At 51.5% G+C, this 22453-nt stretch carries 36 protein-coding genes; 14 read left to right on the forward strand and 22 right to left on the reverse strand.

Annotation, left to right across the window (positions count from 1 at the left end):
* The first annotated feature begins 10 nt into the window (after nucleotides 1–10).
* Entirely contained in the window at nucleotides 11–187 is a 177-nt protein-coding gene (locus Q320_RS21605; protein ID WP_156939055.1) for a hypothetical protein, read from the forward strand.
* Nucleotides 188–193: 6 nt separating this feature from the next.
* Here Q320_RS21605 and Q320_RS21610 read toward each other — a convergent pair whose 3' ends face one another.
* The 21 genes from Q320_RS21610 to Q320_RS19675 all read right to left on the reverse strand — a co-directional run bounded on the left by Q320_RS21610 (nucleotide 194) and on the right by Q320_RS19675 (nucleotide 13779).
* On the reverse strand, nucleotides 194–466 hold the full coding sequence (locus Q320_RS21610) for a DUF1799 domain-containing protein (RefSeq protein ID WP_035853515.1): 273 nt from the start codon (nucleotides 464–466) through the stop codon (nucleotides 194–196).
* Between the two features lie 62 nt (nucleotides 467–528).
* Nucleotides 529–864, reverse strand: a complete 336-nt coding sequence (locus Q320_RS21615) for a hypothetical protein (RefSeq protein ID WP_027469173.1) — start codon at nucleotides 862–864, stop codon at nucleotides 529–531.
* Nucleotides 865–907: 43 nt separating this feature from the next.
* Nucleotides 908–1834, reverse strand: a complete 927-nt coding sequence (locus Q320_RS0111820) for a phage tail tube protein (RefSeq protein WP_027469174.1) — start codon at nucleotides 1832–1834, stop codon at nucleotides 908–910.
* Complete coding sequence (locus Q320_RS0111825) at nucleotides 1818–2003, reverse strand: hypothetical protein (RefSeq protein ID WP_027469175.1); 186 nt, start codon at nucleotides 2001–2003, stop codon at nucleotides 1818–1820. Before Q320_RS0111825 ends, Q320_RS0111820 begins: the two co-directional genes overlap by 17 nt.
* Before the next feature lie 3 nt (nucleotides 2004–2006).
* Nucleotides 2007–2411, reverse strand: a complete 405-nt coding sequence (locus Q320_RS0111830; RefSeq protein WP_027469176.1) for a hypothetical protein — start codon at nucleotides 2409–2411, stop codon at nucleotides 2007–2009.
* Nucleotides 2408–2896: an HK97-gp10 family putative phage morphogenesis protein gene (locus tag Q320_RS0111835; RefSeq protein ID WP_027469177.1), complete on the reverse strand. Its 489-nt coding sequence runs from the start codon at nucleotides 2894–2896 to the stop codon at nucleotides 2408–2410. Before Q320_RS0111835 ends, Q320_RS0111830 begins: the two co-directional genes overlap by 4 nt.
* On the reverse strand, nucleotides 2893–3207 hold the full coding sequence (locus tag Q320_RS0111840) for a phage head closure protein (RefSeq protein WP_027469178.1): 315 nt from the start codon (nucleotides 3205–3207) through the stop codon (nucleotides 2893–2895). The genes Q320_RS0111835 and Q320_RS0111840 overlap by 4 nt, the downstream gene beginning before the upstream one ends.
* Nucleotides 3204–3752, reverse strand: coding sequence for a head-tail connector protein (locus Q320_RS20885; protein WP_051534688.1), 549 nt, complete (start codon nucleotides 3750–3752; stop codon nucleotides 3204–3206). The genes Q320_RS0111840 and Q320_RS20885 overlap by 4 nt, the downstream gene beginning before the upstream one ends.
* A 61-nt stretch (nucleotides 3753–3813) precedes the next feature.
* On the reverse strand, nucleotides 3814–4167 hold the full coding sequence (locus Q320_RS0111850) for a hypothetical protein (protein WP_027469179.1): 354 nt from the start codon (nucleotides 4165–4167) through the stop codon (nucleotides 3814–3816).
* A gap of 44 nt (nucleotides 4168–4211) precedes the next feature.
* Complete coding sequence (locus Q320_RS0111855) at nucleotides 4212–5447, reverse strand: phage major capsid protein (protein ID WP_051534689.1); 1236 nt, start codon at nucleotides 5445–5447, stop codon at nucleotides 4212–4214.
* Between the two features lie 2 nt (nucleotides 5448–5449).
* Nucleotides 5450–5986: an HK97 family phage prohead protease gene (locus tag Q320_RS19650; RefSeq protein ID WP_051534690.1), complete on the reverse strand. Its 537-nt coding sequence runs from the start codon at nucleotides 5984–5986 to the stop codon at nucleotides 5450–5452.
* Nucleotides 5976–7199, reverse strand: a complete 1224-nt coding sequence (locus Q320_RS19655) for a phage portal protein (RefSeq protein WP_051534691.1) — start codon at nucleotides 7197–7199, stop codon at nucleotides 5976–5978. The genes Q320_RS19650 and Q320_RS19655 overlap by 11 nt, the downstream gene beginning before the upstream one ends.
* On the reverse strand, nucleotides 7199–8968 hold the full coding sequence (locus Q320_RS19660) for a terminase large subunit (protein ID WP_084282613.1): 1770 nt from the start codon (nucleotides 8966–8968) through the stop codon (nucleotides 7199–7201). Before Q320_RS19660 ends, Q320_RS19655 begins: the two co-directional genes overlap by 1 nt.
* Nucleotides 8878–9705, reverse strand: coding sequence for a hypothetical protein (locus Q320_RS0111875; RefSeq protein WP_027469181.1), 828 nt, complete (start codon nucleotides 9703–9705; stop codon nucleotides 8878–8880). Before Q320_RS0111875 ends, Q320_RS19660 begins: the two co-directional genes overlap by 91 nt.
* A 211-nt stretch (nucleotides 9706–9916) precedes the next feature.
* On the reverse strand, nucleotides 9917–10285 hold the full coding sequence (locus tag Q320_RS0111880; protein WP_027469182.1) for a DUF8602 domain-containing protein: 369 nt from the start codon (nucleotides 10283–10285) through the stop codon (nucleotides 9917–9919).
* Nucleotides 10286–10571: 286 nt separating this feature from the next.
* Entirely contained in the window at nucleotides 10572–11024 is a 453-nt protein-coding gene (locus tag Q320_RS0111885) for a hypothetical protein (RefSeq protein ID WP_027469183.1), read from the reverse strand.
* A gap of 97 nt (nucleotides 11025–11121) precedes the next feature.
* The gene (locus Q320_RS20890; protein ID WP_027469184.1) at nucleotides 11122–11733 is read right to left on the reverse strand and encodes a hypothetical protein; all 612 of its coding nucleotides are present in this window, start codon (nucleotides 11731–11733) and stop codon (nucleotides 11122–11124) included.
* Nucleotides 11734–11746: 13 nt separating this feature from the next.
* On the reverse strand, nucleotides 11747–12715 hold the full coding sequence (locus Q320_RS20895; protein WP_051534693.1) for a hypothetical protein: 969 nt from the start codon (nucleotides 12713–12715) through the stop codon (nucleotides 11747–11749).
* Nucleotides 12712–12909, reverse strand: coding sequence for a hypothetical protein (locus Q320_RS0111900; protein ID WP_156939056.1), 198 nt, complete (start codon nucleotides 12907–12909; stop codon nucleotides 12712–12714). Before Q320_RS0111900 ends, Q320_RS20895 begins: the two co-directional genes overlap by 4 nt.
* Nucleotides 12910–12932: 23 nt before the next feature.
* Nucleotides 12933–13445, reverse strand: coding sequence for a phage regulatory CII family protein (locus tag Q320_RS0111905; RefSeq protein ID WP_027469186.1), 513 nt, complete (start codon nucleotides 13443–13445; stop codon nucleotides 12933–12935).
* A 121-nt stretch (nucleotides 13446–13566) separates the two neighbouring features.
* Nucleotides 13567–13779 carry a hypothetical protein gene (locus Q320_RS19675; RefSeq protein WP_035853517.1) on the reverse strand — a complete coding sequence of 71 codons (213 nt, stop codon included), beginning with the start codon at nucleotides 13777–13779 and terminating at the stop codon, nucleotides 13567–13569.
* Between the two features lie 97 nt (nucleotides 13780–13876).
* On the opposite strand from Q320_RS19675, the gene Q320_RS19680 reads away from it, so the two are divergent.
* From Q320_RS19680 to Q320_RS21620, 8 genes are all read left to right on the forward strand, one after another.
* On the forward strand, nucleotides 13877–14650 hold the full coding sequence (locus Q320_RS19680) for an XRE family transcriptional regulator (RefSeq protein ID WP_035853519.1): 774 nt from the start codon (nucleotides 13877–13879) through the stop codon (nucleotides 14648–14650).
* 88 nt (nucleotides 14651–14738) lie between these two features.
* A complete protein-coding gene (locus tag Q320_RS0111920) occupies nucleotides 14739–15311 on the forward strand; it encodes a hypothetical protein (protein WP_027469187.1) in 573 nt (190 codons plus the stop codon).
* A 110-nt stretch (nucleotides 15312–15421) separates the two neighbouring features.
* A complete protein-coding gene (locus Q320_RS20900; protein WP_084282615.1) occupies nucleotides 15422–15997 on the forward strand; it encodes a helix-turn-helix domain-containing protein in 576 nt (191 codons plus the stop codon).
* 160 nt (nucleotides 15998–16157) lie between these two features.
* Complete coding sequence (locus Q320_RS0111930) at nucleotides 16158–16562, forward strand: hypothetical protein (protein WP_027469188.1); 405 nt, start codon at nucleotides 16158–16160, stop codon at nucleotides 16560–16562.
* Entirely contained in the window at nucleotides 16562–16747 is a 186-nt protein-coding gene (locus tag Q320_RS0111935; protein ID WP_027469189.1) for a hypothetical protein, read from the forward strand. The genes Q320_RS0111930 and Q320_RS0111935 overlap by 1 nt, the downstream gene beginning before the upstream one ends.
* A gap of 78 nt (nucleotides 16748–16825) precedes the next feature.
* Nucleotides 16826–17395, forward strand: a complete 570-nt coding sequence (locus Q320_RS0111940; protein ID WP_027469190.1) for a hypothetical protein — start codon at nucleotides 16826–16828, stop codon at nucleotides 17393–17395.
* A gap of 2 nt (nucleotides 17396–17397) precedes the next feature.
* A complete protein-coding gene (locus Q320_RS0111945; protein WP_027469191.1) occupies nucleotides 17398–17619 on the forward strand; it encodes a hypothetical protein in 222 nt (73 codons plus the stop codon).
* Nucleotides 17620–17835 carry a hypothetical protein gene (locus Q320_RS21620; protein WP_156939057.1) on the forward strand — a complete coding sequence of 72 codons (216 nt, stop codon included), beginning with the start codon at nucleotides 17620–17622 and terminating at the stop codon, nucleotides 17833–17835.
* Between the two features lie 100 nt (nucleotides 17836–17935).
* Here the strand turns inward: Q320_RS21620 and Q320_RS22135 are convergent, their stop codons facing one another.
* Nucleotides 17936–18061, reverse strand: coding sequence for a hypothetical protein (locus Q320_RS22135; RefSeq protein WP_281174243.1), 126 nt, complete (start codon nucleotides 18059–18061; stop codon nucleotides 17936–17938).
* 32 nt (nucleotides 18062–18093) lie between these two features.
* Here Q320_RS22135 and Q320_RS19690 point away from each other — a divergent pair, with 32 nt between their 5' ends.
* The 5 genes from Q320_RS19690 (at nucleotide 18094) to Q320_RS0111980 (ending at nucleotide 22390) form a co-directional block, all read left to right on the forward strand.
* Entirely contained in the window at nucleotides 18094–18408 is a 315-nt protein-coding gene (locus Q320_RS19690) for a helix-turn-helix transcriptional regulator (protein ID WP_035853522.1), read from the forward strand.
* A gap of 63 nt (nucleotides 18409–18471) precedes the next feature.
* Nucleotides 18472–19419 (forward strand): phosphoadenosine phosphosulfate reductase domain-containing protein, encoded by a 948-nt coding sequence (locus tag Q320_RS0111965; protein ID WP_027469193.1) that lies wholly within the window; start codon nucleotides 18472–18474, stop codon nucleotides 19417–19419.
* A gap of 66 nt (nucleotides 19420–19485) precedes the next feature.
* Nucleotides 19486–20148: a beta clamp domain-containing protein gene (locus tag Q320_RS20905; RefSeq protein WP_027469194.1), complete on the forward strand. Its 663-nt coding sequence runs from the start codon at nucleotides 19486–19488 to the stop codon at nucleotides 20146–20148.
* Nucleotides 20142–20678, forward strand: a complete 537-nt coding sequence (locus Q320_RS20910; RefSeq protein WP_051534695.1) for a hypothetical protein — start codon at nucleotides 20142–20144, stop codon at nucleotides 20676–20678. The genes Q320_RS20905 and Q320_RS20910 overlap by 7 nt, the downstream gene beginning before the upstream one ends.
* Nucleotides 20675–22390: a DNA cytosine methyltransferase gene (locus Q320_RS0111980; protein WP_027469195.1), complete on the forward strand. Its 1716-nt coding sequence runs from the start codon at nucleotides 20675–20677 to the stop codon at nucleotides 22388–22390. Before Q320_RS20910 ends, Q320_RS0111980 begins: the two co-directional genes overlap by 4 nt.
* The last annotated feature ends 63 nt before the right edge of the window (nucleotides 22391–22453 follow it).

A 22453-nucleotide genomic window follows, 5' to 3' on the forward strand; every position in this document is an offset into this window, starting at 1 on the left:
AGAGTATTCCATGCTGAAAGTAGTTGGTTTGTTATTGAGCAACGCGGTCACGCTGATCGGCATTGCAATCTGGCTGTATATCGTTTGGGCTTTATTCGCCACTGGATCTGGCGCGGCATGGATCATGCTGTTGAGCGTTCCGCTGGCTTTCGGATATGGCCTACGGCAAAGCCTGAAGAAGAAATAATCCGTACTAAGACTTCGCATTGATGACTGCCAGCGCGGCATATTCCATCGTTTGCAGATCAACCCAGCACTGCGGCCGATCTGCATCGCTAATGCCATACATCACCAGCACTTGCGCCACACCACCGTAATCCAAGCCCACCACCCCACCCATCGGCGCAACTCGCCACTGAGTTTGGCAACGTGAAAACAGCCCGATAACGGGCTGCAATTCTGGCCATACGGCATCGTCATCGATGGGGAGTTCGGCGACTGGCAGTTCGATCCCGAACAAACTCAAATCGGTTTCAAACGCATTTTCTTTGCTGGGCGACCCAGCGACGATCCGCTGCGCCGCCGCGATTAGTTTTTTTCGCGCAAATTCCCGACTTCGGTCAGGTAGCGGGCAAACAGCAACTGGCTCATGCCCGGCACGCTCAGCACGTAGCGCAGATTGTTTGCGCTGTAGGCCAGCGGCTCGCCTGATTCATCGGCAACACCTTGCCAATCGGCAATCACATTGGCCAAAAAGTCGTTGACCGATTCAGTGGCATCGGGCGAAGTACGCTGCGCCAACTGCTCGGCAGGCAAGCGCTTAAACGCCACTTTGAATTTGAGTTCGGTTTCTACATCGGGGGTGCTTTGTTCGAGCACGGTAATTTCGCGCCAAAAAATGGCGAGCGCAGCGAGTTTCAACATGGGATTACCTATCTAGAACAGGGCGACAGCGCCGCCCTTGGGTTTATTTAAACGTCAGCTTGATTTCGTCGTTACCCGCATTCGGCGTGATCGCCAAACCCATTTTGAGCATGGTGTAGCCGTCGGAATCTTGATACGAAGGGTTATTCACCGAGACTTTTGGGGCATCAATCGCAACGATATTGCCCGCTACCGTGCCGTGCTGAATCGCCAGCACACCAGAAGTGGCAGCCATCGCAATAGCAAACCAGTCCTTAGCGGTAACGGTTGGCATTTCCATTGTGATCTCACCCACCACGGCACGATTGGTGATTTCAACTGACTTGGCATTGACACCAATCAGCTCGCGATAAACCACTTCGTTACCGCAATCGGCCGACATTGACTCGACCTTGCCCGCAAAGCCATGCAGCGTGACGGCAGTACTGGCGGCAGAGACCACTACTGGCGTTTGCACTGCTGCATACGTTGGTACGAGCATCGCAGCATCAGTCACAGGCGAATAAATACCAGTGAAGCTAAGTTTGAGCTTGGCAATGTCTTTCGCTGTCAGATCAAGCGACCAGGTGCCGCGACAACCTGTGGCTTTATGCAGCAAGCCATCTTGGTTGTAATACAGCGTGGCCGACTCAAAAGCACCTGAAACTGGGGTGTACTCCACCTTAATCGATGCTGTGATCACAGCCGCCATGCCGCAGGCACGCAGCAATACGTCGATATTCGGCACAGTGCCCGCCGCGCCTGAGCCAGTCATTTCGACCGTGCAATCGATCTTGACCCGCGCACCGCCTGGCAATTTATCCGAGCTACCCAGATGGGCACGGATCAGATTCCGATCAACCAAATCATTATCGAGCGGCGTGATTGACAGATCATTGACCTGAATCGCCTGCGCACCGGTCGGCACAGCATCAACGCCATACGTTGCTTCAATCTTGGCGACCAGGAGTTTTTTACGGGTTAAGGGCATTTTCTACCTCGACTGTACTGATTTTGGTTAATTTGCCCGTCTCAGGGTCGCGGGTATAGCTACCACCCTCTTGGGGTGTGACCTCAGAAACAGCAGGCGTTAAAAAACCCGCATCGGCGGGCTGAGTGGTTTGATCGGACGAGGCCTGATCGGCTGGTTTCTTGCTCATGCGCTAAGGCTCCAAAGGGGTTGAATTACGGTATTGCAGGGTGAAGTGCTGCCACAGCCGCACCAGCGGCAACTCGGGGTCGGGCTCGTTTTTAAATCCGTTGGCGGTGATATCAACGATTAAGCCACCCCACGATGTATCGGGCAGTAGCGCGGTGTGAATCACAGAGCGGCGACCTTCCAACTCAGCAAACGGCGCATCACCCGCCACAATCGACACCACGCTAAATTGCAATTGCCAGTCTTGAGGACCAATCACCCGTGTTTCAATCGGCGACACCTCCTCAATCAGCACATTACTGGCGGGCAGCTCGTCTTCTTCAAACGGCCTAAGCCGCATCACATACAACCCAGGCAATGCGGCCAATTTGGTGTACATGGCTTGCACGATGAGTTCGAGATGGGTCATTTGGTGAGCTTCGTGATGGATTTATTAATATTGGTTTCGATGGCGGCAAAAGCTGAGGCTTGCGCCGCTTGATAAGCAGGGCGAATAAACGGCCTAGCACTCATTTTTTTAGTGCCTCCCTCGAGGTATTTGGCGTAAAACGCATTGACGACAGCAGCAGACCCGCGCATCGATTTATGCTTAAAACGGCGCCCCGTCAGCGCTACGCGACGCGGCTTATTCAGCCGAAATACATTGCGAATCACCCCTGCTCTGGCCTCTGGCACTTCGGCATCGATTTGATAGCGCTTGGGTACCCGCCATGCGTTGATGTTCTTGCTTAGAAATTGTGTTTCACCACGCGGAACACGGCGATCAATCTCTTTGCGATAGACCTGCGCCCCCTGATATAGCGCCGCCAGCACATGCCGCCGCTTGCCGACATCAGCCAGATCAGCCAGCATTTGCTTGACCTGCTTGGAATCGGTACTGAGATTGGCACTCATGCGTTGGCCTCACAAATCAACTCAGTGAAGGCCGTCGCGCCAATCGGCAAGGCTGATTTAATTTCTAAAATCATGCCGCGCGTCACGACGCGCATCGCGGACGTAATGCCTGGGCGAGTACGAATCACCACCCGCCAACCGGCACGCGCATCGGCCAAATAAGATTCGGTGCGCTCAAAGCCACGCAAGGAATGCACTTCTGCCCAGACAACAGCGACACCGACCCAGACTTCGGTCGATTCGCCATAGCTGTTTTTCTGGCTGGTGCGCTGCTGGATGTTGATTTTGTCTTTCATCTTGGCGGGATTCATACGCGCACCACGCAATAGGCATCGAGCAGCCCATCTACAAATGAATCGGGCAACTCACCCACTTTGAGATCAGTGATTGCGTTGCGATTTTCAAAAGCAGTCGATACGCGCAACATCACCCAAGCCACAATATCCTCGGGCACTGGGCTCATTCCCGCCGTACAAATAACCTGCACCGCGTTGGGCTTGCCACTTTTAACCGTGGGCCAGCCAGTGGTAGGTGCAAAAATTTGCGGCGAGAGTGGATAAGGAAAGAAATCGACCCCAAGCAACGTTTGCAACGCGCCATTTATATCTAGGTATTGCACCGCAGACACTGATTGAACTGGACTCAGCGGCAATACACCATCACCAAACTTGCAAGCATCGACGCGAAAAGTACGCTGGGCGATGATTTGCCCAGTTAAATGCTCTGCACGGCGGCGTGCTGCGGGAATCAAGATATTAATTAGCGCATCTTCATCGGTGTGATCGACCTTGAGATACGATTTCATATCGGCAAGACTCACCGGCTCAGAGGCCGGAAGCGTGAGCTGGGTAATCATGGCAATCCAATGTGATAGGCGTAAAAAAACCCGCCGAGGCGGGTTACTTAGTTGAAGATAATTACGGTTTGCTTGATTTTACTGGCTTTGCCGAAGCTTCTTTTGTCGCCTGCGCCTCAACTGACTGATCAGCCACCAACACCGCCTGCGAACCATCTGGCAAGCCCCCCTCAGGATCAAGCAAAACCCCATCACCAGACCGATCTGCCACCAATGACGACTCATTCACCAAAAGCTCTGACGCTACTTCCATCAGATCAGGCAGCTTCGCCCAACCATTTTCAAGCGCCACCGCCGCACCCTTCTCATCAATACCAACTGGATCATCACCCTTCTGATATTCAATGACTTCAATTCCATCTGGCGACCATTTAAAAGCAGTCAGCACCACAATTAACACAATGATTGCATCCATCTCACACCTCATTCATCGCCCAGCCGAAGCTGGGCAGATATCAATTAAACAGAAACCTTCAGCAACTTGATGGCATTAGAATCCATCACGCCGCCGCCGACGCGTTTGGTGGTATAGAAGCTCACATACGGCTTATTAGTGTACGGATCACGCAATACACGCGTGCCACGCACATCAGCGATGGTGTAACCACGCTTGAAATCACCAAAGGCGATCGGCAAAGAGTTTGCCGCTACAATTGGCATGTCATCGTTTTCAACAATCGCCTTGGACAACAAAGTTGAAGGCTCACCAGCGTCAAGACCTGGACGCCAAATGTATTGACCATCGACGTCTTTCAACTTACGCAAAATGGAAATCGTCAATGGATTCATCATCCAGCTGGCGTTGGCGCGATAACCTGATTTCAAGGCATATACCAAATCAAGCAAAGCATCGGCATTGATCGTGGCCGCCGCACCAGAAACAACGTACTGCAACGTACCCAAGGCACGAGTTGCATCACTAGTTACTGCATTGGCATACGCCAAAATACCCTTGGCCTTACTAACACCATCACCCGATGTGAATGCCGCATTCTCTTTTTCGCCGAAGGTGATGGACAACTCACTCGCCAGCCATGCTTCGGCATCAAAAAACACATCATCCAGCATCTTTTGCGTAGCGGCCGGATTCGCGTAGAGCTCACCAAAGAACGGTGCCACCTGACCCAGTTTTGGAGCGGCAGTCTCAGGGCGAGCAGCGGTTTCACCTACCCAACCAGCAACAGCACCACCCGAATTGACTAGCTTTTTGTAATCTTCGGTACCCACCGTAATTACATTGGCAATTTGACGCATCGGCACCAAATTACGCTCAAGCTGGATAATGCTGCGGTCGATTTCTTCAGGCACCGCATAACCACCATCAGTATCAGTACCTAAATTTAATGCCTTAGCCTGCAAGTCCATCAAACCATCGTCATCGCCCTTGCGCATCATGCGATTAAATGCTTTTTTGTGCTCTTGCGCTTGTGCATCACCACCCAAACCATCACGTGCACTGCGCTTACTGAGTTCATCAATTGCAGATTTGACACCATCAAGATCAGTTAATGCCTTGTCGATGTTAGCCAGTTTGGCCTCAAAATCACCAGTTGGCTTGTTTTGCTCAACAGCCTTTAAGCGCTGCTCATTAGTTGATTTAAATTCATTAAATGCCTGACCCAACTCAGCGATCACGCGTGGCAAGTCAGCAGGATTTGCACCAGCAGGTGCATTTTTTGTTTCAAAACGGTTCATTCTCAGGCTCCACGTAAAATATTAATCAACGACTGAACTGCATTTGCCTCAGCAGCAGCCGCCGCTTGAAGCCCTTTCACACCAGTAACCCGAGCCGCCTCATTGGCCGGAAAGGTCACCACCGATACTTCGTAAAGATCAATTTGCTTGAGCGTTCGCACGCCCGTTACACGATCATAACTATCATCACGACTCACATAACCAATCGACAGACCACCAATCGCGCCCATTTTCATCAGCTCGTAAGCCTCTGCGCCGCGAGCAGTTTTTAAGGCCAACTTACCCTCGACATACAGACCCACATCGTCTTCACGCATCGCGGTATAAACACCGATAGGCTCACCTTGGCGGTGCTGCCACAACATCGCAGGAAGTCGCTTTTCACCCCGCCACTTCTCCAAAGAGGCAGTAAATGCACCCTTTTGCACAATGTCGTTCCAGCTATCGACCAACGCAAAGACCGAGCCGTAACCACTAAACACGCCATCATCACTAATGGCCTTAATCTCAAACGAGAACCCCTTTTCCTCAAGTGCCATTGGCGACCCCCTTTTGCTGCCCAGATTGTGCGATTGGTAAATAATTTGCAGGCACGAAATAGCCGTCGCCCTCTTCGTACGAATCGAGGTCTTCCATTTCGCGAATATCATTTGGAGACAAGGCAGCAACTGAAAATAGCTTGCCGTAGAATTCACCACGCGCTTTCATATCGCCACGTAGTAGGCTGTTAAACATAAACGCCATGTAATAGAGAGGGCGATCTTTATCACTCAGCAAATCACGCGCCGCAGACTGCTCCCAGCGCCGCGCCCAAGGCAACAACGTATCGGTTACATATTCTTGCGACTGATGCTCGATATTGCTGAACGTAGCCCGATCTAATTGCCCAATCTTATGCAGAGGCATACGAAACAGCCGTGCAATTTCTTCCACCTGAAAACGCCGCGTTTCAAGAAACTGCAAATCGGTCAACTTCAAACCAAGCGATTCCCAACTTAAGTTTTCTTCAAGAATTAACGGCTTGGCAGCATTTTCTAAACCATCTGCGTTTTCTTCCCAACTCTCTCGCAAACGTTTGTAGGCCGGATCGCTCAATTTATTCGGCGTTTTCAGAACACCTGGGCCAGTAACACGGCCGCCAAACATCCGAGCACCATGCTCTTCAGCGGCCATTGCCAATCCGAACGAGTCACGCGCATATTCAAGCGGCGTAACACCCATCCAGCCATTCAAGGTAAACCCGCGCAAGTGCAAGATGTCAGGCTGCTGATATGTTTTGCGTGCCCCATTGCTGGCCGTATAGACATAACTCAAGGTCAAATCCAAGCCTTGCTTTACCTCCACTCGATCAGGATGTAGTGGCAACAACTCGATCACCCGTCCTCCGTAACCACGCACAATCAGCGCATAACCATTACCACGCAGCAACATAAACGCAGTCAGCAATTGCACGAACTCGAATGGCGTTTGCCAGCCATTGGGCTTGGCAACCAATACGGCATACAAGGAATGATCGACAGCACGTTCTTTACCACGCGATTTACGTCGATATAAATGCAAATTAAGCTTGGCTAAATCCTCACTAATATTGCGAACACAGGCATAACACGCACTTACTCGCAATACCGTTTTTGAGTTAACTGAAAGACCGACTTTAGAAAGTCCGCCACCGTAAACATCACGAACCATCGCCTCATTGAGCAACGCTACGGAATTTTTAGCGCCCCAAGGCCATTTAAAGTTGAATTTCATCACACCGTCCTAATGCCTTGAGACTCATAAATACTTAACTCTTCACCAAACAAGGCGCGATTCATCGCCATGATCGTGGCGACGATGCCGTCGATTCGATCACGCGATTTCTTTTTGTTGGGGCGATAGTTGTCATTGGTATCGCACAGCAGCACGACATTACCGGCATTCCAGCGCAACACCGGATGCCCACCGTGCGCCAAGCGCCCTGAAAGCACCAGGCCTTCGAGATGCTTGGTGGGCGCAGTGAGCATTTGGAAGTTTTGCGGCAGTTTGACCATGTTGATACTGTCGTCCATCAGTTCAGTGGCGATCTTGGCGGCGTTCCATTCGTCGTACGCGACCTCTTGCAAATCAAAGTCGCGGGCGTCTTGCAGGATTTGTTGCCGGATATATTCTTGATCGACCACATTGCCTGGCGTGGCGATGAGATAGCCTTGCTTATGCCAAGCGCGATACGGCACGCGATCTTTGACTTCGCGGCGATCCATATTGTCTTCAGGGACAAAGAAACGTGGCAGCACATACCAATTTGGATCGTTACCTGTGGGCGGAAATACCAGCACCCACGCGGTTAAATCGGTGGTACTGGCCAGATCCAACCCCCCAAAACACGCACGCCCGTGCAGTGCTGTCTCATCAAATACCGCCGCGCCTTGGTCCCAATCGTCAAGATTGAGCCAAGCCTCGACTTGTTGCGTCCAAACATTGAGTCGTTTGGTAAGGAAATTGAATAAAGCGGCAGGTACTTGGGCAGCCTTCCGAGCGGCGTCGCGCAGTTCATCGACAAACACTGAGATTCCGAGATTTGGATTAGCTTTTCCCCAATGCTGCTCATCGCGCCAATCATCTTCTGCATCAAGGGTGTAGATAACACCACCAAACGAATCGTCATCGGTCGTACCCTCCAAAATATCGATTAAGTATTTGCGCTGCTCGAGGCAGATTGAGCCCTCTTGATTGAAACCCGCCGTGGTAATCGCGCACATCAAACTATTGCGCCGCGCACCGCGTGCGGTATCGAGCACGTCCCAAAGCTCACGACTTGGGTGGGCGTGTAGTTCATCGATGATCGCGCCATGCACGTTCAAGCCGTCGGCAGTTTTAGCGTCGGCACCGAGTGGGACGTATTTGTTCGACGTTCCCGCAATAAACAGTTTGTTGTTTTGACTGGTGATCAACTGGCGCAGGCCAGGTGATTGCCGAACCATCATTTCTGATTCGGCGTGGGTAATCTTGGCTTGTTCGAGTTTGGTGGCAGCGGTGTAGACCTCGGCACCAGGCTCTTTGTCGGCAGCAAACAGGTATAAACCGATGCCGGATAGCTTGGTCGATTTGCCGTTTTTACGGGCAACTTCTTCGTACCAGGTACGAAAGCGGCGTGTGCCATCAATTCGGCGCCAGCCAAACGTGACGGCAATCCAAAATTGCTGCCACGGTTGCAGATCAATCGTTTGGCCTGCCCATTGCCCCTTACTTTGTCGGCAATGCTTTTGAATAAAATCAATAACGTGCTGGGCGTGGGCGATGTTGAACACCAAGCTTTTATCGCCAGCCTCACGCAGATCACGAAAGTGACGCTCAACAGCCAGCTGCGTGTAGCGACAGGTGTTGATTTTGCCGTCGAGCACATCGAGGCCGTATTGGTCCCAGAGTTGTTGCTGATAGCCAGCGGGTATTAATCCACCCGATCCCCGATGAAGCCCAGAATCTCGGCCAGCTCGGGGCTGATGATCTTGCCCTTGCTGATCGCTTTGTTCTTGGCGCATGAGTAGACTGTCATCCCGTTTTTCTTGAGTAGCTCGCGAATTTGTTTGGCGATTTTTGCCCTGTTGTAACTGGCACTAATTTCGTAGGTGCGACCTGTTTCCGCGCTGGCGGCAAAATGCCGACCACCGTGATCAGAAATCCATTCTTTGCAATCTTGCCAATCGGCAATCGCGGCACACAGCAGGCCAAGTGAAATACCAGCCGTAGAAAAATCAAAGCCGCTGGGTTCAAGCAGTGGCAAGAGCTCTTTCCATATTTGTTTTTCTTTCGGGCGCATCGTCCACGGTGGGGGCGATGGCATTAAGCCTGCAGAGGCCTGATCCAGTTGACCAATCAGCTCAAAGGGGTTGAACAAATCGTTTTGATTCGCCAAGCGATCAATGGCGCGAACTTGCGCCACGGATAAAACCGTCAGGCCCGTTTGATCGAGGTCTTTCAGCACTTCGACGCGAGCGCGGCGTTCGGCCATCGATTCGTCGGACTCGAGCGAGCCCTTGTTACGATCTTCTTCGTATCGGTCACCTTCGGCATAAACTGCGTCGGCATGTTCGCGCCAGCCGTCAATCTTGTCGGCCAACATCGCGATCGACATCAGCGCCGAGGTGTAATCGATCTTCGCTTGGTCGAGCGCATCAATCAAATACGACCAAACTTGACGCGATCTGCGAGTTTTTAAAAACTTGGGCGGACGGTATCCATGCTTGGAGCCGCCAGCTTTGCGGGTTTCAAGCCCCATAGCGAACTCCAAAGCAGCAAAACATCAAATCAAATGAAAAATGAAGCGATCTCACAATGGAAGGCGATTCAGACCCCCCCCTATGAAAATCAAGGAATAATTTGTTAATGGCTAAGCTACCGGTTCTGAATGGTGAGGGCATAGACTTTTTACCCCCCCCCCACCCCACAACCTGCGGCAACCTGTAAGAATCCACGCCAAGCCGTCAGAATCAGCAGCCACCCGAACGCTCGAGTCGCTGCTTGTGCATGCTGTGGCAGGTCGTGCAAAGCGACTGCCAATTGCCGTCCGTATCCCAAAACAACTCTTGGTCGCCCTTATGCGGCACGATGTGATCGACCACATTCGCAGGCGTCAATCGTCCAGCCGCTTTGCACATCACGCACAAAGGATTGCGCCGCAAATAGGTTGCACGCGCCTTAGCCCAAACATGGTTATAACCACGTTCACTAGCCGACCCACGTCGATCATCAAACTCCTTGCGAGCCTGCTTCTTATGCACCTCGCACTTGCCCTGTCCGCCACTCACTAACGACTTGCAACCTACATGCGAACAGGGCTTCTTTGCTGCAACTGGCATTACTCACTCCAAACAGCAGGCATAAAAAAAGCCAGCCCCAAACGGGAACTGGCAAAGCATCGACCACTCACAGCAGACGCACTGGACAGCCAACGACAATCAATCAAGCGGGGGCAAGAATTGGGATTGTTGTCGCGACTGTCCACTACATCCGCCAGCGCCAGAAACACAAAAACCCCGCGCAAAGGCAGGGCTTAGAAACGACAAAACCCCACCTTTCGGGCGGGGTTTCTTTCGCTAGACGTAGTAATCAACTCATAGCGGTTTGAAGGTTAAAGTGTCGGAGCTAAGCCGTCAATACTTTTTTTAAATTATTTACCACCACCACATTTCCAGCCCCCAAGCACGCAGCCATCGCCGCACGCCCCACCACCAACAAAGGCACCTCATCAATCCCAACCTGCAAAGCTTCCATCACCAAAACATGCGCCCGATGCAAGCGCGTGTAATACGTATCACGATGGCAACCACAAGCCAGTGCATGCTGCCCCGCCGTACCAGGCATCATGTAACACTGCCAAACCGCCTGATGCAATTCAAACGGCAAATATGCCACAATCTTTTGCAACTCATGCATGTCATCCTCACACACATCATGCGGCAACCCTGCAAACTTCCCACCACCTGCTGCCTGACCTAACCGAGCCAACTGGCTCTGCACATAACCCAAGCCACAATCATCACGTCGCCCAGCCCAATCCGCCCAATCCTTCAACTGCTTATCAATAAATTCGATCATTCTGCCCCCGCGTGCTGACCACCTGAATAGGGACCTCTAGCCGCCGTCCGTCGCTGCATACACAGCAATCAGCAGGGCTTTATTTTGAACCGCTATTTTACCGCACAACCGCCTTGCCATTCACCTTCTGATTCAACATTTCTGCCAATCCACCCAACGCCGCCTTAGCCGCAGCCACATCACCCCGCGCATACACCTTCTCCGGTGGCCGCTCAGGAATCGGCGGGCAATTGCCCTCCAACCGCCGCGCCAAACACTCAATCCAGCGCACCTTACCCACCCCGCGAAAACTCGCCGAACGAATTGAACTCAAGCCAAAATCATACGCCGCCCAATACACCGCAGGGCTCGACCAATCCGCCACCAACGCATCCGGTGCATGCGCCTTACGCTGCGCCTCGACAAACGCCGCCTTGTAATCCGCCTCTGGCCTGCACATCGCCGCCAATTCGCCCAACGATGGCGGCATAGAATCCGCCTTCAAGCTCGAACGCAAACGATCCAACGCCGCCCGCATCCAAATCCACTTCACACCCTGCGCATACAAAAACGCCGCCGCCTCATCCTGCCAAGCAATCATCGCCGACTCATCCGCAAACAAAGCCGACCAACGCGCCCCATACATCGCCGCCAAACGCTGCCGCAACATCACAATCGGTAAATACCCATCCGCCCCAGCAGGGCGAGTCCACGCATTTTTTACTGCCATCACACACCTCCTCTCAATGCATCACCGGCGGCGGCAAACCAGCCCGCGCAAATACCCGTTGCTTAAACGACCAAGCGTGCTCATCTTTCCCTTGCTCAAGCCCATACTCAGCGCCAGCCGAAACAATGCCAGACCATGATTCCATCCAAGACAACACAGGCAAAGGCTTGCCTTGGCTATCTCGCCCACCACCCTCGAGCCGTCGCGTTTCAACCACCTTAGCCAAATACATCACCGTTTTTGCCACGGATCCAGCACCACGCCTTGCCTCAAAAACCTCAGCAGGCAACACGCCATCAGCAAACCAACGGTAAAAGACCTTCGCCGCCTCATCACTGCCAACCGCTTTTTGCTCGAACCCTAGCTCAAGCATGATCGGAACCCAATCACTCGCTTTTTTAATCTTGCCAAACCCATCCTTCATCATCGGCGAGTTATCCACAGCAACACTATTTACAGTTTGAGATGATGATTCTATTGAATAAGAAGGTTTTCTCAGATCACCGAACTCTGATGTATGGGGTACTTCGTTGCTTTTGGCTATGGGGTTAATCTGTGGCACATCTTCCGCAAACCCTTGATCTGATTGGCTTTCGCTCTGTTGCTCTTGGTCTGTTGTTAATCTGTTGTTAATCTGGGGTACTTCTACAGAACGTGACTCTGATGTATCAGCCAAAATAAGCGAAAAAATAAGCTGCCGATCAGCAGGAACCACCCGCAACAACCCCGCCCGCTCGAGCAACTTCACAGCATGCCGCAACGCCTCAAGCTTCGGCGAACCCGACTCATTCGCCGCCCGACCTTGGCACGGCTCAATATACAAATCCTCACGCAAGGCCTGATAGCTGATCTTAGGCCGCGCACCCACCGTCCCAGTTCTAAAATCCATCCGCCGCCGCAATGCGACATAAAGACGGTGCGGCATATGCGGCAAACCCATCAGCGCCTGCCACTCATCATCATTAATAAAAAATCGACTCATGCACCCACCCGCCCCAATCGCAGAGCCTCAAGCTCTGCCAGCTTATCTTTACCCGCCGTATGCGCAGCATCCTTAGACAAATAGCCGCTCGACGTCGAATACACCTCATCACGCCCACCTTTGAGCAGCGAATACGCCCACAGTGTTTTGTCATTACTCACATACGATTCCACCTTCAAACGCATACGACTCATATCCCCACCCCACACTCCGAAAATCACGCCACCACAACGCCGCTACGGCTCTCATGGCGCAACAAATCCTGCACTTCATCATCGCCATACACACGATCCAACAACGCCAGGTAATGCAGCACCTTGGCATGTACCGTCTGCGCGGTATTGAGCAAACCTGCACGCTCGCGCACATCCACCCGCCCATCATTGCCCACGGCCTGCTGCGCCCTGGTCGACAACTCACCAAATGCCGTACTGATATGCATCAGCGCCACCAGCAAATCCTCATCGTCCTCAATTGCGCCCAGCTCGGGCAATTGCACGAACACGCCATTCAACTGCCGCGCCATCGCCGCAATCGTATTGCGCCCACCTGTCAATTCCATCACCGACAACGCATCATCCACACCCAACACCGCGCGATTATGTCCCGTCAGCTTATGTCGCAAGGTTTGCGGATAGCCCGTTACTTTCTGGCTCAAATCTTCTTGCGAATACGCCCACAACCGACAATCCGCCCGCGCTGCATCAACTACACTCGCTTTCACATCCATTTCACACACCTCACTAGCTTGTTGTGCGCTGACTCCGCGCGCTATTTAAATCAAAATGCCTTTGTGGCATCGACTACAAATAAAAAAAGCCAGCCCACAAGAGGCCGGCAAAAATCAGCCCCTATTCAGTAAGGGCCGATGAGGAAACAGGGCAACGAGCCAAATGCAAAGAAACCAACTTAGTCCCAATTGAATAACTCAATCGCTCGCCACGATCACCGCGAGCAAGTTGATCAACCATCGACTTAGAACACTGAATTTGCTCGGCCAACTCAGCACGACCAAGGCCAGAACTAAGCAAATTAGCGACGATTTCTTGCCAATTTGGACTCATAAAAATAACACCAATGAATTAATTGACGCATTTATAACTCATTTGTGTTTGTTTTGTAAACTCCAATGTGGCAACGACTTCTAATACAATCGAGATTATGAACACACTTGCAGATCGCCTCCGCCACCGCCGAAAAGAACTCAAGCTCTCACAAGAGGATCTTGGGAAGAAAATCGGCGTCAGCCAATCATCAATTGGGAATATCGAATCTGGCCGCAATCGAAGCGCCACATTCCTACCCCAGCTTGCGGACGCGCTCGGCATTAGCGCCCTATGGCTAGCCGAAGGTAAGGGTCCAATGATCAGCAACAACCCTCTTGGCGGACAAAGCAACGCGTCACTTAGCATCGATAATGATGAAGCAACAAGAATTTTGGCCGCAAACCAAGCCCTCAAAGCAGGCGAAATTAGCCTAGAAGAATACGCAGAGCATACCAACTCAATCGCGCTACCCTTTTACGAGATTAAAGCCAGCTGCGGCACCGGCGAACTCACTTTTGAAGTGATTTCACACCAATACTTCACTGACAAGAATGAGTTAAATAGACTGGGACTTAAACCTGAACACACTTTTTGGTGCCGCGCCGCTGGCGACAGCATGGAGCCCACCGTCAAAGATGGCGACCGCCTCCTCGTCGAGCAGCTCGACGGCCACAGCCTAACCGACATCCTCAATAACCGAATTTATCTATTCAGCTGGAATGGAGAGCTATTTTGCAAACGCCTGATCCGGCAAATGGATGGCAGCCTACTGGTAAAAAGTGACAATAGCGAAAACCACCGCGACACACTGATCACCACCGAGCAAATCGGGCAAATGAAGCTCATCGGACGCGTCCGCCAAGCCCACACCCCACCCACGATGCTATAAGGGCACAAGCAAGCAACAACCCGCCTCGGCGGGTTTTCTTTTGCTTGCAACGAGCGTAAATTTCACCCTACCAACTTTGGAGCAGCCTATGTTTAAGACAATCACCCTGATGTCATTAGTTCTATTAGCAAACAGCGCAAATGCAATTCAATTCACTGATTGCATTAATATCAAACCAGACAAAAAAAGACTTGAATGTTTTGACAAGGTGGCCGCCGCCGCCACGGCAATCAACACTACACCAACAACACAAACAACAGCAGCAGCTACCCTTAAATCAGACAAGAAAAAAACCTTAACTGAATCAGAAAAGATCATCTCAGCCAAAATTCTTCACAAAGAATACAAAACTCAAAAGTACAAAAGCGGCATTTATTTCGACATAGAGCTCACTGCGGTAAGCCTAGAAAAACCAGCTAGAGCCATCAAAGGAATTATGTTATTTCAAGACCTATTTGGCGAAACCCAACACAAACTATTGTGGACGCTCAACTCGCCGCCAGCACCCAATGAATCAACATACGAATACGCAACAGGCTTTGATTTCAATGAGTTCAAAAGCGAGCACATATGGATGAAAGACACTGATAAAAATGATATGAAAGCCATTTACAAAGTACAAAGCATTATTTATGAAGATGGTACTCAGAAAGACTTTTAACCCCGCAACCCGCCTCGGCGGGCTTTCTTTTGCGCGCCAAAACCTCCCCAGATCATCTAAACCCTTAAATTGCTATAATTTAAATCAACCCCAAACACAGTACAAAATCCATGAGCACCCTTGCCGATCGAATCAATACCGCTATGAAACACAGCAAAATCAACAATACACACCTCGCTAAAGCAGCAAAAGTCACTCGCAGCGCGATCACCCAATGGTGCAATGGCAACACAAAAAATCTAGATGCCGCAACCTGCATTAGAGCAGCACAAACCCTTGGAGTATCAGCCATCTGGCTAGCTGATGGCAGCGGCTCGATGCTAAACCAAGAAACAACCGCCACCACATCATCGCTAGCTGATCGACTGAGATCAGCTCGGAGCATTAAAAATTTCACACAACTTGAAATTGCCACACAATCAGGACTATCTCAAAACCACATTTCTCAATTAGAAAATGGCACAAGGAAAAGCACCACCAAACTGGCACAGTTAGCACTAATTCTAGACGTAGACCCCCACTGGCTAGCAACTGGCGAAAACGACCCGTCCTCCAAGAAAAAGCCAGAAGAATCTACCCACACCGAGAACACCATTCATCTACTTGAAAGACTATCTACCCTTTTCGAAAAAGGCCTTCTAACTAAGTCAGAATTCGAACAAATCAAAACTAAGCTGATTTTTTAACACCCCAGCCAAAACTGAAGCCACCGTCTATCCCTATTGTGTTTTTTTAATCACAAAAAACCACAAAAAAACACACGGCCAACCAAAATAAACTCAAATGAGTTTGACAAATAAAAACTCATATGTGATATTTGCCTCACAACACAAGTGAGGTGAAACCATGCAACTCTATCAACTGACCCAGCTAGCCACTCAGCAAGGCTATTTACGCGCCCTGCACGAACTAGAAGCGATGCAACACAGCATCGACTTGCAAGAGCGCCTTATCGACCAAATCAACCAGCTCGACAATATCCAAGCAGCACCGGCGCTCCGCAATCACACCTACGGCACACCAGGCATCGAAATTCAAATCGAGCACATCGAGCAGATTAAAACCATCAATGCATTGATCGAATCGCACGGCTGGTCAAAGTGCGACCTTCACCCTTCTATTGAGCCGCACGCCCACTATCAAGTCTGGATGGCGCGAGACACAAAGATCAGCACCAACCTTGATGACTCAGCACAAGAACACCGCCTACACGGCTTTGCGATCGAATACCTCGCCAAAGAGGTGCAGTAATGATCGCCGCCCACAAAATCCCCAACATCAATTTGCGCCCCAAAGGCGCGCAGCTGGTACGCGATGTTTCCAACGATTACACGCTACTCAATTACCTAACCCGCCACGGCTGGCGCGTCACCGAAATCGACGATCGCGCTGGCTGGTACTGGGCCACACGCAAATGCAAAAGCTTAAAGAATTAATCGTGATGGCCGCAATTGCGGCGCTCTGGACTGCCGCCGGAATCGGCTGGCTTTTAATCAAACACTAAGGCAATCAACATGAACACACTGATTGAGCAAGTTCGCAGCACACTCGCTGCCGCCCGCGAGCCGATGGATCGCAAAGCCATTTACAACCACTGCGATCTGGCTGAAACCTTCGACCAAATTAGCCGCTCACTCAACACCCTACTCAACAACGGCGATATCGAAAAAATCGCCCCACTACGCAATGGCGATCTCTGCCGCTGGCAAATGACCGACAGCGCTAAAGCAGCCCACAACACCAAGCAGCTCGAAGACGCCGCAGCCGCAGAAAGCTATACGCCCGAGCAAATCCAACAGCTGCAATCCGCACTCAATGCCGCCAACAAAGCGCTTGGTTTACGCGACCAAGAAATCGCCAAACTCAACACTCGCCTTACCGATCTAGCCGACGAAAACGACGATCTGCAAGAAAAACTAGACGACCTACAAGGCATTGGAAACAACAATACCTCTACGGTGCATATCGCTGTAAATCATGCAGATATAGCGCTAGCCGATCATACCGTCAAAGTTTTGCTACACATCAGCCGCCAAGCCAACGGCCAGCACCAAGCGTCCATCATCGAACAAAAGGCGGCCTAAACATGAATCGCCGACTACGCCGCTCATTCACGCGCCAGCTCAAAATGGTCAAAACCCACACCGAAGCAATGGCACGTCTCTTAGCTGGAAAAGACTGGCAAGAGCCGCCCTACAGCTGGATCCAAATCAAAGCCGAAATCAACCGCTACCACCATTTGCAAATCGAATACTGGCACCGTAAAAACCGCCGCGAAGAATTCCTCAACACGGAGTACCCCATCTAAATGTCAGATCCAAACGACCTCGCCAGCGATATCGAGCAAGCCAACCGCGATACCGCAATCGAAAAAACCCGCAGCGCTGCTCGCATGCGCTTTGCCACTGAATGCCGCCATTGTGGCGACGATCTTGAGCCGCATCGCCAGGTATACGGCAGCTGCTTTGAATGCCAAACCCGCATCGAAAAACAGCAAAAGCAAGGCATCCGATGCGCGAACTGAAATTTTATTGCCGCAGCTGCCGCACGATTTTTGGCCGTGGCGCAGTGCTACCCAAGCACTGCAGCAATTGCCAATCCATCGACATCATAGGCCGAGCCGATTAATGCCACGCAAACCATGCAACACACAGACCCAAGCGCGCAAACAGCGCAACAGCCGCGCCAGCTGGCGCTTTGACCAACAAAAACGCGATCACCAAGCCAAGGCCAACAACCCTGCCGCCCACACGATCACCCCGTCACACAAATCGGAGGCCGTATGAATCAGTCAAATCAAACCGCGCTAATCGACACCCACGCCCTACTGCTCACCCTACAAGGCTTGGCCGAAGCGCTAAAAAACCCACCGCGCACCCTCAAGCCCGATGACCGCCTATGGGATGCCGACACCGTCGCCGACTATCTGAGCGTCACCCGCCGCCACGTCATCGAGCGCTACGCCTGCCTACCCGACTTCCCCGCTGCAATGCTGCTACCCACCAGCAGCGAAAGCAAAGCCCAGCGCCGCTGGAAACCCACCGACATCCGCCGCTGGGCAGAACGCCGCCAAGAGTCAAAAAGATCACTCAACTAATCGGGTATCCGTATTTCGTGGTTGTTAGCCAAAAAAGTATAAATACCATTGGGTGATATCAAGATGAAAATCAAACATGTTGTTTCTGTTTCTGGGGGCAAAGATTCGACGGCTACTTTGCTTGTTGCTCTCCAGCGCGTATCTCGCGAAAACCTATGTGCGATTTTCTGCGACACAGGAAACGAGCATGAGGCCGTCTATGAATATCTTGATTATCTTGAGCTGGCTTTAGATATAAAAATTGATCGACTTAAGTCTGATTTTAGCGATGAAATTCGTCGCAAACGGATGTTTATTGCGCGTGATCAACGAGTAAAACGTGACAAAAAAGGCCGCAAACTTCGTTGGACTAACAAGGCTAAACGCCGTGCTTTGGAAGTCCTCAACCCAACTGGCAACCCGTACTTGGACCTTTGCTTATGGAAGGGGCGCTTCCCAGGTCGCAAGACTCAGTTTTGCACTGAAGAATTAAAGCGTAACCCTGCTGTTGAATATCAATTAAATTTATTAGACCAAGGTTATCAAGTGGTTAGTTGGCAAGGCGTGCGCCGTGACGAAAGCTTTGCACGTCGGAACGCAAAAAAATCTGAGCGAATCACTCTTAAATTAAGAACATTTAGGCCGCTTGTTGATTGGACTGCTGAACAGGTTTTTTCATTTTGCGCCCAGCACAAAATAGAACCAAATCCGCTTTACAAGCAGGGTATGGGTCGAGTTGGTTGCATGCCGTGCATCAACGCCTCAAAAGCTGAGTTTTCACAAATTGCGAAACGCTTTCCACAGCATATTGCACGAATTTCAGAATGGGAGAATTTAGTGGCCTCAGCATCAAAACGACAGGCCGCAACTTTTGTACCTGCGCCAGGCATTGCGACTAAAGATGCAGGGCAGCATGGCATTTATAGCGTTGTCGAGTGGGCAAAAACCACTCGTGGCGGTCGGCAATATGACCTGCTGGGCGATCTGACAGAGTTAGCGACCTGCGCTTCTTCTTACGGATTATGTGAATGATGTTAATACCACTTGAAATCTATCAACCACAGAATACGGATACCCAACTAATCCAAAGGAAAAATCATGGCTAATATCACTCACACCGCAGACGCAAGACTACTTCACGCCGCACTTGCTTTTGCCGCCAAGCAAGATCCACGCTATTACCTCAACGGCATCCACTTGCGCGCCACAGTCAACGGCGACGGCTGCATTATCGAGGCCAGCAACGGCCACATGGCCGTCGTGCTGCACGACAAAAGCGGCAGCGCCAACGACACATCCATCATCGTGCGCCGCGACATCATCAAAGCCCTACCCCAAAACGGCACCGTCACGTTTTACGATGACGACAGCCTGAGCTTTGAGCCAAGCCAGCGCGGCAAACTCAAAATGAGCTTTTCAGAAATCACGCTCGAAGGCAAATTCCCCGACCTACAGCGCGTATTACCCCGCCCAGAAAACCTCAAAGCAGGCATGCCAGGTACAGACTGGCAGCGCCAATTCATCATCGAGGCCTTGCAGTTTTTCCCACGCCTGCATGGCGGCTACGACTCTGTACGCGTATTTCACAGCAATAACGGCGAAACACCACCAGACAGCCACTACCAACCCGCCGCGATTTTCACCAACGACGAAGAAGACGCCTTTGTGATTGTCATGCCACTGCGCGGCAAACCAACCCTCGATACCCCACGCTGGTTCTGGGGCGAACAGGCCGAACCGCAAGAGGCCGCCCAATGCTAAGCAAAAAAGCCCTTCACATTCTGCAACACTCCCTTGGCCTAGATGAATACGGCCAAGGCCGACAATACCGCAACCACTATGTCGCAGGCGAAGGCCATCACTCATGGCCTGAACTCCTAGCACTTGAAGCCAGCGGCCACATAACCCGCCGCAAAATTAATCCGGCCTTAATCGGAGGAGAAAGCGAGTTTTGCTTTTGCGTTACCGACAAAGGCATTGATACCGTCGCACAAGAAAGCCCTGCCCCACCTGCAATCCCCAAGAGCAAAAAAACTTACGATGATTATTGCAGCATCAGCGAGTGCTACGACAATTTTGCGCACTTCTTGGGATTTGATAAGCCAGAGGTCGAGGCCGAATACACCACCGATACGCGCAACTATTTCCGTAAATTATGGCGCTACCGCATGAAATCATCACGAGGCTGCGGCGAATGGAAACCCACCAAGAAAGAAGCCAAAGCCAGCTACAAAGCCGACATGCTGCAACGCAAGGAAAAAGCTCAGCAATATGAAGGAGCCCCAGCATGATCCGCGAACAATTCCGCCTTCCAATCGATCAAGAATTAATCGTTGATCTATTCGCCGGTGGCGGTGGCATGAGCACGGCAATCGAGCAAGCACTAGGCCGCGCCCCAGACATTGCGATCAACCACAACGAGCAAGCGCTCAGCATGCACCAGGCGAACCACCCACAAACAGCGCATTACATTGCCGATGTATTCGAGGTTTGCCCACACGAAGCCACGAACGGCGTGGCCGTCGGCTATTTGCACATGTCGCCAGATTGTACACATCACAGCCAAGCTGCAGGCGGACAACCACGCAGCAAGAAAATTCGCGGACTAGCTTGGGTCGGCACTCGATGGGCTGGGCAAGTGAAGCCGCGCGTGATTAGCCTTGAAAACGTAAAGCAAATTTTGAAATGGGGGCCATTAGTTGCCAAGCGCGACAAAACAACAGGCCGCGTGATTAAGCTAGATGGCTCAGTCGCAGCAAAAGGCGAGCGCGTACCCGTTGATAATCAGCACCTAATTCCTGATCGCAAGCACGAAGGCCAAACATGGCGCAAATTTGTACGCACGCTGGAATCAATGGGTTACGTGGTCGATTGGAAAATCATCAACGCCGCTGACTTTGGCGCGCCAACCACTCGCGAACGCCTCTATATGATTGCCCGTCGCGACGGCAAGGCGATTGAATGGGCTAAACCGACGCACTTTAAAAACCCAGCAAAAGGTCAAAAGAAATGGCGCGCAGCGGCGGAGTGCATCAATTGGAATCTGCCTTGCCCGTCGATTTTTAAACGCAGCAAACCGCTGGCCGACGCCACCATGCGCCGAATAGCTAAAGGCATGCAGAAGTTTGTCATTGATGCGGCTGAGCCATTCATTGTACCGATTGCGAACTGGTCAAACGACACGCTACATGCGACTACGGAGCCATTGCGCACAGTGACTGCATGGCCGAAGGGTGGCAGTTTTGCCCTTGCAGCTCCGATACTCATTCAAGCCGGACACGGCGAAGGCAAGCCCGGTGCACGGCGCTGGAGTCATGGCTCAAACGATATTCAAGGTCCACTTGGCACCGTTGTTGCCAGCGGCGGCGGTCACGCCCTAGCAACCGCCTACATGATGCAAGCCAACGGCGGATTTAATACAACACCAGGCCATGACGCGCGCAAACCGACCAGCACGATAACGAACACGGGCAGTCAACAGCAGCTCGTTACCGCCAATTTAGTGACGCTCCGTAAAAACTGTGACAGCGAAGATATTGCCGAGCCACTCGGAACAATTACCGCGAATGGCACGCATCACGCCTTGGTTGAGTACACGCTAGCACCAGAAGATACCGAGCGCGCATTACGTTGCGCTGCGTTTCTGATTAGCTATTACGGCACAGACAATATGCGATCGCTCGACGAACCCGCCGCGACGATCACAACCCGCGATCGCTTAGCGCTGGTCACGGTTTGGATCGAAGGCGATCCTTGGGTAATTGTCGATATCGGCCTGCGCATGCTGTCGCCAGCCGAGCTGTACGCCTGCCAAGGTTTCCCACTCAACTACATCATTGATCGCGGCCACGATGGACGAATTTTCACCAAATCCGACCAAGTGAAAATGTGCGGCAATAGCGTACCGCCACCACCCGCCACTGCGTTTATCCGTGCGAACTTGCCTGAGCTGGCAGCTTGGAGCACTAAAGAGCGCAAAGAACTAGAGAGAATTGCAGCATAAAAATAATTGATAACTCTAGAGTTATTGCCTTTTGATTTAATTGGGGTTATAGTAACCCCATCA

It is taken from the genome of Deefgea rivuli DSM 18356 (assembly GCF_000620145.1).
GTDB lineage: Bacteria > Pseudomonadota > Gammaproteobacteria > Burkholderiales > Chitinibacteraceae > Deefgea > Deefgea rivuli.